This is a genomic window from Nostoc sp. DedQUE08 (assembly GCF_034530895.1).
In the GTDB taxonomy this organism is placed as follows: domain Bacteria; phylum Cyanobacteriota; class Cyanobacteriia; order Cyanobacteriales; family Nostocaceae; genus Nostoc.
The window spans coordinates 16984-30101 of the sequence record NZ_JAVRCD010000006.1 but is presented as its reverse complement, the minus strand read 5'-3'; the positions used below and the strand labels follow the sequence as shown (position 1 = coordinate 30101).

General features: G+C 40.7%; 9 protein-coding genes. 6 read left to right on the top strand and 3 right to left on the bottom strand.

All coding sequences use genetic code 11. The features are described from left to right. The first annotated feature begins 161 nt into the window (after positions 1-161). From RMY64_RS05745 to RMY64_RS05725, 5 genes are all read left to right on the top strand, one after another. Complete coding sequence (locus tag RMY64_RS05745) at positions 162-596, top strand: hypothetical protein (RefSeq protein ID WP_322699544.1); 435 nt, start codon at positions 162-164, stop codon at positions 594-596. Positions 597-1095: 499 nt separating this feature from the next. Continuing rightward, positions 1096-1521: a hypothetical protein gene (locus RMY64_RS05740; RefSeq protein ID WP_322699543.1), complete on the top strand. Its 426-nt coding sequence runs from the start codon at positions 1096-1098 to the stop codon at positions 1519-1521. A gap of 90 nt (positions 1522-1611) precedes the next feature. Further along, positions 1612-2397: a hypothetical protein gene (locus RMY64_RS05735; RefSeq protein ID WP_322699542.1), complete on the top strand. Its 786-nt coding sequence runs from the start codon at positions 1612-1614 to the stop codon at positions 2395-2397. After that, on the top strand, positions 2394-4028 hold the full coding sequence (locus tag RMY64_RS05730; protein ID WP_322699541.1) for a hypothetical protein: 1635 nt from the start codon (positions 2394-2396) through the stop codon (positions 4026-4028). Before RMY64_RS05735 ends, RMY64_RS05730 begins: the two co-directional genes overlap by 4 nt. Positions 4029-4329: 301 nt before the next feature. Beyond that, on the top strand, positions 4330-9639 hold the full coding sequence (locus RMY64_RS05725) for a caspase family protein (RefSeq protein WP_322699540.1): 5310 nt from the start codon (positions 4330-4332) through the stop codon (positions 9637-9639). On the opposite strand, the gene RMY64_RS05720 is transcribed toward RMY64_RS05725, so the two are convergent. Further along, positions 9593-9934 carry a hypothetical protein gene (locus tag RMY64_RS05720; RefSeq protein WP_322699539.1) on the bottom strand — a complete coding sequence of 114 codons (342 nt, stop codon included), beginning with the start codon at positions 9932-9934 and terminating at the stop codon, positions 9593-9595. The genes RMY64_RS05725 and RMY64_RS05720 overlap by 47 nt on opposite strands. A gap of 693 nt (positions 9935-10627) precedes the next feature. Here RMY64_RS05720 and RMY64_RS05715 point away from each other — a divergent pair. Further along, a complete protein-coding gene (locus RMY64_RS05715; protein ID WP_322684030.1) occupies positions 10628-11158 on the top strand; it encodes a hypothetical protein in 531 nt (176 codons plus the stop codon). A gap of 541 nt (positions 11159-11699) precedes the next feature. Here the strand turns inward: RMY64_RS05715 and RMY64_RS05710 are convergent. Both RMY64_RS05710 and RMY64_RS05705 read right to left on the bottom strand, forming a co-directional pair. Continuing rightward, positions 11700-12215, bottom strand: a complete 516-nt coding sequence (locus RMY64_RS05710; RefSeq protein ID WP_322691596.1) for a GNAT family N-acetyltransferase — start codon at positions 12213-12215, stop codon at positions 11700-11702. Positions 12216-12378: 163 nt separating this feature from the next. Next, complete coding sequence (locus RMY64_RS05705; protein ID WP_322670130.1) at positions 12379-12888, bottom strand: GNAT family N-acetyltransferase; 510 nt, start codon at positions 12886-12888, stop codon at positions 12379-12381. Positions 12889-13118 lie beyond the last annotated feature (230 nt).

Sequence of the window (13118 nt, the reverse complement as noted above, 5' to 3'; positions counted from 1 at the left end):
GGAAGACTGAAAGCGTTAAAGGACGCCTACACAAACTTTACTACAAGGTGTGAGGATTATATTTCGACTTCAATGAAGTATTTTATACTTAGCCAACTGGTAATCGTGTCTACTTATCAAGAAGTTACAAAAACAATTACGAATAATGGAGTGTGAATAAAATGTTGAAACGTTCTTTAAGTATTATTGCTGCTAGTAGCATCTTAACTACTGCTTTAATCAATCCTGCTTTAGCTGTACCTGCTGACTTTATTGGTACTTGGGTAAATAAAGATGCCAATACTTCTAATATTACTCGTTTAGTAATTACCTCAGGTGGTAGCAATAAATTAAATATTCAGGTGTTTGGCAAATGTCATCCTAGTGATTGTGATTGGGGAGCTGCACCATTACTTACCTATGGTATTAATGTCCAAGATACTAATCATAAATATGCAACAGCCAACTATAATAAAGGGTTCGCAAATTCCTTCTTAACCTTGGGATCTGCTCGTCAAGAATTACTGTTGCAAGGCTATACGCAGTTTTTAGATAATAGCGGCAGGCAGAATTACTATTCTCGTGAATACTTTCAAAAGCAAACAAGAGTGAGATAGATAATCACTAAAAATCAGCATCAATTATTATTACTCTAAGAACAATAAAGAAGTTTGCAAATAACTGAGGTACACAAAGCAAGACTGAAAATAAGATAGAAATAGTTTTTAGAGCTTGCCTCAAAAGCCACAGCTTTGTACTTCAAAACTGCTGCAAAATATAAAATTTATCCCAGCATTAAACCTCGCCTCTGCGGGGTTTTTGTATTTGTATTCAAAATTGAATTATTCTCAAAAACAATTCTCGAAAATTTTGCCAAGACTGCATAAAAATATCAAAGCAAACCTATTGACTAAGTGAAAGGTGAAAACTAAAAACTTTAATCTGATTTTTTCAATAGTTGTCATACTATGACAATTTACTTAATCAAGTAATCTTGTTTTAACCTGCCACGAATGAGTTATAGGAGAAAAAAAGATGAAACTTAAGTAGCCATACAACCTTGAAAAATCCAGCCACAACAACAAAAGCAATAAACCAACTTAAAGGATAATCAGAATGAAAATTACAAGTTCAACTTCTACACGTTTAGCATTAGTAATGGGTTTAGCAATAGCTAGTTCAATTATTAGTACTGTAGCTAAAGCTGAATCTATCCCACAAGTAAATTCTCATGGTAACGTATCTAATAAGCCTTTTATTAGCAATACTGCCCGTCGTGATACTCTTCATAATTTGAACCAACGACCGTTGAATAGTATCTTAGAAACTGACGGTGGTAAAACAAAAGAATCGAGCGATAAAGGCAAAGATTCTAGCGATAAAGGTAAGGATAGTAAAGAGACTTGCGAAAGTGGTAACTGTGGTGGTGTTCTTATAGATAGAGTTAATCCAGTTATTTTACCAGCAGATCAACTGAAAACTCCTGTACTACGAAATGTGCGTCCTCAATCTTTAATTAAAGTTAACAAGCCAATCTTCTAAAGAATAGAGATTGTGAAAAAACAGATTCCCGACTTATTAAAGAAGTCGGGAATCTAAGCCTCCCATGAGAAAAACGAGCGACTAAATATTATGGATTTATTAATTATTGGTTCGAGTGATGACATTTTTTGCCAAGCAGTTAACGAATTGGTTAAACAAAAAGGTTATACGAGTGAAGTTTTAGATGTTTGTAATGCTGCAAGAATGTTTTCTATCAGTGTTACTTCTGGAAAATCATATATAACACCAGAAATTCCAGTTATTTTACGTATTCCGCCACAGACGCCGATTCGCGCTAGTTTTGATGATTCTTTTATGTATGATGAGTGTCTTGCTACTTTATGGGCAGCGATGACATTATCTAAATCACTAGTAATTAATCGTCCAACTGCAAATAGTCTTTGGGGTAATTTATCATATTCTTCTAACTTGACTAAATTAAAAGCTGGTTATACTAGCAATCTAGAAGTATTCTCTTCGCAAGTTCCACCATCACCGCAAGCATTACTCGATAAACAATGGTATCTCCAAGATTTAACTACTTATAATACTGCTGCATATCCAGAAATCCCTGAAGGGGTGGGGCCATTTCGCGGAAGTTGGGTTTCCGCTAACCTTGAATACGAAATTGTTGTTGTTTTAGAAGATAAAGCATGGCGTTGCACCAATACATCTTTAGAACATTTGCAGCTAGAAGAAAAAAGTATTTCGCTGCTAAGAAATTTAGATTTGGTATTTGGCACTGTAACTTGGAGTATTCATAGCAATCTAGAAAACGCCAATATTGCCCGTATTAACCCTTATCCATCGCTGGAAGAAATACAGTTTGTTTGGTCAGATTTTGCTCCCGCACTTTTGGAGACTATTTTTTCATGATTTATGCAATTGGTCTTGATTCAGATCGCACTTTTTGTCATTTTGTTAACTATGCTGAATCTCGTGGTGTTGAAGTTCAAGTAATTAATTTACGCGAAGTGATTCAAAATGGAGATTGGCGGCTAGCGTTACCCGATGATAATCAAAGCTGGATAAGTTGTTCTAGTCAAAAGTATCTATTAAATCCTCATGGTTCTTATTATTGTCGCTTGATTGACCTTTCAACCGTACAATCAGATGTACAAGATGCGATGCGATGGAAAAGTCTTCTTGCTGCACTTTGCTGTTGGCTAGAACATATTCCCGGTAATGTAATTAATCGTCCTGGTGCTGGCGCAAATAATTTCTCAAAACCGCTTCATGAGTTTCATCTAAAATCTTTAGGTTTTCAAGTTGCTGATAGCGTTACTAGTTCCAATCCAGAAGTTCTAGCTGAGTTTGCTAACGCTGGATTAACAATTGTTAAGACAACATCGGGTGTTCGTGCCGATAGTAGACTGGTAAAATCAGAAGAGTTTCTCGATTTCCACCCAGACGCTGGCCCAGTTCATTTGCAAAGATATATAAAGGGCGCTGATGTGCGGGCGCATGTAGTGGGTGATAGAGTTCACGCAGAATTAATAAAATGTCCACAAGTAGACTATCGCCATTTTCATGAAGAAGCTGAGTATATCGAGTGGGAGTTACCAGAAGCTTTACACCAAAAAATTATTAATGCGACTGCTGCATTGGGGTTAAAGTTTGCAGGTTGGGATTTTAAAGTTACTAACTCTCTAGAGTACTGGTGTTTAGAAGTTAATCCAATGCCGGGATACGATGGATATGATATTCGGGCAGATGGGAAAATAACCGACTCGCTATTAGCTTTGCTTACAGAAGATATTGTAGGAAATAGTATTAGTTGGGATACAGATTCTAGTAATGAAATTTTCTCAGAACAAATCGTGACAGTTGAACAGTGTAATGATATTTGTTCTGTAATTCATAGTTTAAGAGAATTATGGATAAAACGAGGAAACTCTCCAAAGTTTTTCTATACTTTAGGTACGGCTAGTTACTTAGATTTCTTAAATGAACCTAATTTTTCTAGAGATTATTATACTATAGCTCGTGAATATAATCTACTTCTAGAAGAATATTTAGGTTGGCTTTATAAGTTAATCAAAGAATATTTAGAGCAGACGCTTGTAAACCCTGTAGTGTATAAACCAGGTGCAGCGCTGCCCGGTTTTCATATTTGGCAAGATTCTAATCTTATCACTAAACCAAATACTACCACACACTTCGATTTGCAGTACCGAAACCTCAAATGGGATGAAGGTAAACTCGATACTGTAAACACAATCTCCTTTACTTTACCAATTAAACTGCCGAAAAGTGGGGGTGGGTTGAATGTTTGGGATTTCAACTATATCAATGATTATAGTCAAGCGATCGCAAGCAATGTAGAAATTCTTAAACGATTTAGAACCAAAACTTTTCATGATTACAAAGTTGGTGAAATTGTCTTGCACAGTGGGCACACACTTCATCAAATTGCACCAACTACTTGTATTTATCCTGACGATGAAAGAATAACTCTACAAGGTCATGGATTGTTTTGCGATGGTCAATGGTTACTCTACTGGTAATACATCTCTCAACCTCTGACAAGTCTTTGTATAGAAAATTTATCGACTTGGGGCTGCGATTCAGTTTTTATTAATTCTAGTATATGAATCTTATCTGAGTTGTAAGTTTATGCTAATTTTATCCTAAAGTACAAGTTACAGACTATTAGAGATAAAAGATTTTTGAGAAAGTTTTAGCAAGTTTGCAAATGTTTTGCTGTTGTTAAGCGGTTATTTAACTTCCTGAATAATCACCAATAATTTGATTTTCCTAAGTTACAACAGTATCTACCTTATTTACAACGCATTTAGGAATACTGTAATGCCACCAATTGGGATCGCTAGTCGCTCAACTTCAGTCAAACAAACTGCAACTCCTAAGCTATGGCTAATGTTGGTGGGAGTCAATCAATATCAAGATGACGGACTACCCAGCCTTAGTTATTCAACAGTAGATTGTCAGGGTTTAGCAGAAGCATTGGTAGATGCTTCTGCACAATTTACTCAAACAGAGGTAAAGATATATCATGATTTTGCACCGCAACCACCATCTTTAGAAAACATCCGTGCCAGTCTGCGGCAAATTACCACTGCGGCTCAATCTATTGATACTATTTTATTTTATTTTTCTGGACATGGAATTGTAGAACCAAACGCGCAGCAAGCATTTTTGTGTTTGGCAGATACTCAAAAATCCGATCTGCAAAACACAGCTTTAGCTTTACAAGAAATTTTGTTATTGTTGGGTAATAGTGGAGTGCAAAATCAGCTTGTTTGGCTAGATGCTTGTCATAGTGGCGGGATGACACTCAGAGGTATAACAAAAGAACCATTGCTGAATGCTACACCAAAAATGGTTGAACTATTACAGCAGCGTGCTGCTAAAAGTAAAGGTTTTTATGCTTTGCTTTCCTGTGATACTAACCAGCAATCTTGGGAGTTTCCCGAATTGGGACATGGGGTATTTACTTATTATTTAATGAAAGGGTTGCAAGGTGAGGCAGCAGATAGCCAAGGCTTAATTTATGTGGATAATTTGTATCGATACGTATATCATAAAACTCTCCAATATATAGATAAAAGTAATCAACAATTACGGCTGATTAATCAGCAGAAAAAAACTAAAGGAGAAACTCAACTTTTTCGAGAATATCCCTTGCAAACTCCTAAACGAATTGTTGAGGGAGTTGGGGAACTAATTGTCGGGAAAAGATTAACCCAGACAACTCTTGGAGTGCATCGCCGCATAGGAATAGTAGTAGAGGGATTATCAGTCAGCAAAACAACACTAGATATTAGCAAATTTCTCGGAAGTGCTGGAGATTTTGCACTAGAGTATTTGCCAGCAACAAAAGTATCTGCCGATCGCACCAAAGAAGCGATCGCTCGTCATTTACAACAACCAGCATCAGAAGTGATTCTGCTTTATCTGCGGGGACGAATTGAAGAAACCGACGCAGGCGAATGGTTATTGCTGGGAGAAAATATCCGCATCAAGCGTTCCTGGTTGAAACAACAGCTACGCCTTTGTACAGCTCAACAAATTATCATCCTCGATTGTCCTGTAGCTAATATATCCTTGCAAGATTGGGTAGAAGATTTGCAAATTGACTCCTACCAAGGACAATGTTTAATCGCTTATGCCTCACCTGCTGACGCACCAGAACGCTTTGCCCAAAAATTTCTCGATACTTTGATGGCGGCAACGCATACAGATGGACTCTCAGCCGCCGGAGCGATCGCTCAACTACAATTATCCTTGGCAGGTAGCGGTGTTCCTCTTTACATCTGGCTATCAGGCACACAAGGCATTATAGAAATTCTCCAAGCAAAAACTTACACGAACACCCCAGAAACAACCACAGGATTGGATTTGGGGGTATGCCCTTACATGGGACTAAATGCTTTTTTGGAAGAAGATAGTCAGTATTTTTACGGTAGAGAAGCTTTAACTCAGCAGTTAATCCACCAACTACGCGATCGCTCTTTTCTAGCCGTCATCGGTGCTTCTGGAAGCGGCAAATCTTCAATTGTGCAAGCTGGTGTAATTCCCCAACTGCGATTGGGTAAACAAATACCCAGCAGCGAACAATGGTGGATTAGAAGCATTCGTCCAGGGGCAAATCCTCTTGAAGCTTTAGCGCGGCGGCTTGGGGGAGTAGGAGGGGAGGCAGGGGAGGCAGGGGGGGCAGGGGAGGCAGGGGAGGCAGGGGAGGCAGGGGAGGCAGAGGAGGTAGGGGAGGTAGGGGGAGTAAAAGAGCAAAAGAATTATTCTTACCCAATCCCCAGTCCCCATTACCCCTTATCCCCAGAGGGGGCCCCACCATCCCCAGTCCCCAGTCCCCAATCCCCCCACCTGTTATTAGAGGGAATATTTCACCAAGGGGTAGAGGGATTTGTTTACTGGATACGCAACCAACCCCATCGAGTTGTGGTGCTAGTGGTAGATCAGTTTGAGGAAATCTTTACTCTAGCTCCGACTCCAGACAGAGAGCTATTTTTAGAATTATTGCTGGGAGCGGTGCAATATGCTGGCGATCGCTTCAAATTAATTATTACTTTACGGGCAGACTTTATTGCCTCCTGTTTAGAAGTACCAGCACTGGCTAAAGCTTTGCAGGATTTGAGCGTGTTAGTTCCACCGAAACTAAGTTTAGATGATTATCGGCGCGTGATTCTCAACCCGGCTCAACAAGTCGGATTAAAAGTAGAACCAGAACTGGTGGAAGTATTGTTACGGGAGCTAAATCACTCACCAGGAGATTTACCGTTACTGGAATTTGTTTTAGAGCAATTATGGCAACATCGCGTTACTGGTGAGTTGACTTTACAGACTTATCAAGAGCAACTAGGGGGAATTCAAGGAGCATTAGAGCGATCGTCTCAAGCTGTTTACGAAAGTTTAGATCCCCAAATGCGAGAGTGTGCTAAATGGATTTTTTTATCTTTGACACAACTAGGTGAGGGTACAGAAGATACTCGCAGGCGGGTACATAAATCAGAGTTGATAGTCAAAAAATATCCCGCCGCATTGGTAGAAAAAACCCTCAACGCCTTAACTGCTGCCAAGTTAGTGGTGATGAATTTAGAAGAAGATACAAATGTTGCCGAGGGTAGTAAAGGAGACAATAGAATAAGTACCCCTCCGTCTCCCTTGTTCCCTTCTCCCATCACAGTAGAAGTCGCCCATGAAATCCTCATCCGTCATTGGTCAACTTTACGCTGGTGGTTAGAAGAAAATCGCGATCGCTTGCGAAAACAAAGGCAAATTGAACAGGCTTCCCAATTGTGGCTGCAACGTAGTCAGCAAGCTGATTTTTTGTTGCAAGGAGTACGGCTAGCCGAGGCAGAAGATATCTATATTAAATATACCGACGAACTTTCTGCTGATGTGCAACGGTTTATTGAAGCTTGTTTAGTACAAAGAAAACAACAGCAACTACAAGAAAAAACCAGACTCAAGCAAGCCCAAAGGGCTGTAGTTGCACTCAGCGTTTTGGGATTAGCGGCTGTCTGTTTTGGCTCTTTAGCTTATTGGAAATCCCAGGCTGCTCAATTGCGAGAAATTGAAGCATTAAATGCCTCATCTCAAGCTAATCTTTTATCACATCAACAGTTAGAAGCGCTGATTGCCAGTGTCAAAGCAGGTAAACAGCTAAAAAACACTCTTGTAGCACCAACCGATTTGCAAACTCAGACTCTCAGTGTTTTACAACAAGTAATTTCTGGAACCCAAGAACGCAACCGTTTGGAAGGGCATGGCGCTGAAGTATCGAGCGTGAGTTTCAGTCCTGACGGCAAAACAATTGTATCGGCTAGCAACGACAAAACGGCGATAATTTGGGGACGGGATGGCACAAAGCTACGAACACTAACAGGGCATACTGATATAGTGCGGAGTGTCAGTTTCAGCCCAGATGGTCAAACGATCGCAACTGCTAGTTTCGATCGCACCGTGAAGCTGTGGAGAACTAGCGACGGTGGTTTAATTAGAACACTAAAAGGTCATACTGCGGAAGTTCTGAGTTTATCTTGGTCTGGCAACGGTAAGACGATCGCCACTGGTAGCGCCGATCGCACTGCTAAAATTTGGCAAGTTAGCGATGGTCATTTGCTGAGAACTTTTAGCGGATCTAAGGATTTTGTTAATAGTGTCAGTTTTAGCCCTGATGGGGAAATTTTGGCGATCGCTAGTGCAAATAAGACTGTTAAACTTTGGAGTGTTAGCGATGGATTGTTGCAAAAAACCCTACTTGGGCATAGCGCCGGAGTTTCCAGTGTCGCTTTTAGCCCCGATGGTCAAATAGCTTCAGCTAGTGTTGATAAAACCGTAAGACTCTGGCGCAGAGATGGCACACTGCTAAAAATTATTCCAGCGCACAATGCAGGAGTTCTCAGCGTCAACTTCAGTCATGATGGTCAAACTCTAGCTTCCACCAGCGCTGATAGCACAATCAAACTTTGGAGTTCTCAGGACGGCTCTTTACGCCAAACTTTATTAGGACATAGCATTGCAGTCTACAGCATCAGTTTTAGCCCAGATGACCAAACTTTAGTCTCGGCTAGCGCTGATAAAACTGTTAGACTTTGGCAACGAGATAATCCTCTATTCAAAACTCTGACAGGATCTCAAGGTCAACTCTATAGTGTGAGTTTTAGCCCCGATGGACAAACTCTAGCTACCGCAGGTCAAGACACTACGATCGACCTTTGGCGGACTCAGGACGGAACTTTGCGTCAAATCCTGGAAGGTCATAGTACTTCAGTTTATGGACACAGCGATGAAGTCTACGGTTTAGCCTTCAGCCCTGACGGCGAGACATTAGCCTCAGCAAGTCTTGACCATTACATTAAACTTTGGCGGACTCGTGATGGTTATATGATTAAAACCCTTCAAGGGCATCGCAGCAATGTCAATAGTCTCAGCTTTAGCCCCAATAGTCAAATTCTGGCAAGCGCCAGCGCTGATATGACCATTAAACTTTGGAATATTCAGAAAAAAGTTTTAATTAAAACTCTCCAAGGACACACGGCTGAAGTTTTGAGCGTTCGTTTCAGCCCTGATGGTCAAGTACTGGCCTCAGCTGGTAGAGATAACAAAGTTTTGCTTTGGAGAGTTAAAGATAGCAAGTTACTGTATAATCTTTCAGGACATACTAATGCTGTCAACGCCATCAGTTTTAGTCCTGATGGTAAAATACTCGCCTCGGCTAGTGCTGATAAAACTATCAAACTCTGGCAAGTCAGCAATGGAACTTTACTACAAACTCTTACAGGACATACTGATGCCATCTACAGTGTCAGCTTTAGTCCTGATGGTAAAATACTCGCCTCAGCGAGCGGTGATGGAAGCATCAAACTTTGGAACCGTGATGGCAGAGAACTCAAAACTCTTCCAAAACATACTGATGCAGTATTGAGCCTCAGTTTTAGCCCCGATGGGAAATTTTTGGCTTCTGCCAGTTTTGATGGTACTGCTAAACTTTGGCGTCTTCAAAGCACAGAACTGCAAACCCAAGATTTAAACAATCTACTGATTCGCAGTTGTAAATTACTGAAGGATTACCTCAAAACTAACCCGAATATTAGCGACCAAGAACGGGGTTGGCTATGTTCAGATTTACGGAGCTAGAATTTATCGTATTTTGTAAACTTGTACCCAGTTGCAACAATGTATCTCTGCGAGGAGGTCTGGGCCCTGGGCCTTTTATCGGCGAGTTCCCACCGGTTGGGCCCGGTGATTGGCCATCGTCTGGGTTCCTGAGTTGATTCTCAATTACAGGAGTTTGAAACTTCCCTTGTACCAGAACTGGTTGTAAATTACCAACTTTAGGTGTAATAAGTTGTACAGGATTTGCCAAAGTAGGTAATGCAGTGAATAATATCGTTGGTAATGCGATCGCTAAACTCAAAATTTGCTTTTGCATATCAAGCCTTTTTCCTTTTAATATATACTTTCAGCTGAACTACTAGGGAGCCTGTACCTCTGTAGATACTTAGCTACAAAGGCAAGCAACAGTATTCCAGATTTTGGGTTTAAAACCCTTCACTGACTTAATAGATCCAGTTGAGTGTTTTTATGCAGTTTTCTGAGTAGTGTTTCCAGAACTGAGGCCAAAGCGCTCGATTGGGCGGAATGGATAGCGTGCATAGTCCCGTTTCCAGTCTGGGCGATCGCAAATACAAGGGTGATAAAGTTCAATTAACAGCGATACAAGAGATGGCTGTTAACTAAACTTTTCGATCAGTCTATACAGTTAGTGCCAGCATACTAGCTTTATTGTATAAACCTACCAATTTCCTAACTGCGCTGCTGACTCAGCGCTTTTCTTATCTGACTATCTTTTCATATTTCAAGACTTAAGTTATTAAATCTCACCTTATTTTGATATCATGTCCGCTATACACAGCAAAGCTTTTCGATGTCACGGCAGACTTCGCCGATTTATTCTGCCACTTTGTGACCTGACCCGATGCAACAAAAAAAGTAGCTTTTTACTGGATTTGAAATGCTACTGTGAAAAATAGTTATATTGCGATCGCCTCTGGTGGGCGGTTACGCCATCGCTAAATTCTCGGCAATTCTTTGTTATGTCTATGTTTGGATATGGTATTAATTAATGCTCATCTGTGCTAATACTCAAATTCCTTTTCCCCGTTCCCTGGTTTATGCTACCTATCGTGACAAACTGGTTGAACTAGTTCCCTATATGCCAAACGTGCGCGACATCGAAGTTAAATCACGTAGTGAAGTAGGCAGTAATATTTATACTGTTAATGAGTGGCATGGTGGTAGCGAAATTCCAGCAGCAGCCAGAGTTATCCTCAGTGAAGAAATGCTCTCGTGGACAGAATACAATACGTGGAATCAGGCTCTATTTACAGTTGAATGGCGTATTGAAACTCACGCTTTCACAAAAGCAGTTAAGTGTTCTGGCAAGAATCGCTTTCTATCAGACGGCAATACGACAATAATTGAAAGCCGTGGTGAACTAGCAATTGACCCAAAACAAATCAACGGAGTACCATTCTTCCTCACAAGTACAATTGCTAATGTAGTTGAAGATTTTTTAGGAAAAAATATACAACCTAACCTACTAGCAATGAGTGCTGGAGTGCGCCAGTATCTAAAGCAAAATGCCAGAGATTGATCCCAAATCAAGAGCGTTAAATTGCTTAGTGGTATCTTTCATGTACTAGACTAAACAGCGATCGCTCTATTTTCCTCTCTACGAGACGCTACTCGCGTTCGCTTGATTGGGGGCAGGGTAAAAAACTTGAGAGCAATCTTTTTACTGGCTATGAATAGTTGTTACATTGTGCTTTAAATCACTTTATAAGTTCTGACTCAAGGTGGTAAAAGAATTGTTGTTGGATGGTTGTGTCTACACAAGAGTCCAGCAAGAGTTAATTTCTTTACCGCCTAAGAGAATTTCATGCTCAAACACATATCCAGAATCGTAGCCGTCTTCATCTTAACTGTGGGGTCTGCATTTACATCTGTTGCTGCATTACTGGCAAGTGTCCCCAATGTGGATATGAGTTTGACCGCGACTGGTCAGCGCGGGTGCATTGGGATTGCGCTGAGTGCGGCTTTCTGGATGATACTGTATAGAACCCATTTGATATCTCAGAAGCGGCGACAAGCGTTTATTTGCTTAACCGAGCAGTATCGTAACCAGATGAATTTCCTCATCCACTATGAATAATGCTATCGAGTTGGAGTTCAAGATAGATAGTTTTAAATCCACTGTTGTTTAGAGATTCACCAATTTGGTAAAAACCGCGTTTGAGATAAAGCATCCGAGCTACGTAAGAAGAGGGATGTTCCCAAGTATACAAACGTAAGTACCTTTTTAGTTTTGCTTGTGCTAAGTCGATGGTAAAGTCTAATAGCTCTTTTCCAATTCCTTTTCCTCGAAATCGTGATGCTACACAAAACCAGCCTAACCAGTTAGCTTCTTGTTCGTCTTCGCTTTTGCAGTATAACCCAGTCAACCCAATTACTTGGAAAGATTCCTCATCGATAGCAACCCAGTAATTGAGTTGAGTAATTCCGCTGTTTGAAAACCATTGAGCATATTCATCTAGATATAAACTTGCCACCAGCGATTGTCCATCACTACTATTACTCACGCCTGGAAAAACCTCGTCTCTTAACTGAATTGCTTGCTCCAAGGTTGCTATCGATAATGATTCAATATACATAGCACTAGTCACTCAAACTTAAAGTAGCCATACCTATATCTAGGCTACTATCTCAATTAATCTGTAAATTTTTCGGTGAGCAGGCAGTACTTAAGTGGGAACCATCATTCCTGCCATTCTTCCTCTTTATCCCGAAAAACTAATTCTACCGTAGCTTTCTTACCTAATTTGCTTTTCCTCTTTGAGTTTGTTTTTTTGTAGTTGAGCATGGCACTAAATCGAAACGAAATACGAGCAAGTCCTGAATCTGAATGCTGTTTTCGTAGCTTGGCTGAGGTAAATACCAAAAGTAGTCCTGGCGCACACAATCCATCCGAAATCCACACTTTTGATAAAAAGCAATGTTGGCAATACTTGAATTAGATGTGCCAACGAGCATCTGCCTCTTGCCGCGTTGCCTTGCCTCTTTAACCAACCAAGCAATGAACTCCTTACCTAAACCCTGCCCTTGAAACTCACGGGCTATAGCCAGTTCCATAATTTCGCAGGGATCGCTGCGCCATTTCATTGTTGCTGCACCAACCAAGTGTTCGCTGTCGTCCATACGATATACAGCATCAACGAGGTTAGCAAGCCCCCATCGCAGTGCACGCTCCGATTGTTCTGCCAACAGTAGTATCGGAATCAGCGCCTCAAGTTCGTCGTCAGGAGCTTGTCGAATAGCGATCGCCATTCATATTCCCCTTTAATCAGAATTTATTTTTCAAAACTATAGTACCAAGTTGAATTAATCGATTTGACACTCAAAGCCGAATAGCACGCTTGTAAAGCTGAAACCTGTTCAGGGCAGGGGTTAGGGTGTAGGGTGTAGGGTGTAGGGTGCAGGTTTAAAGCCTCGCCCCACGCGCACGAAAAATCCTTATTTCGCAAGGCAGGTAAAAGCCCCACCCGGAGTGTCTGTCT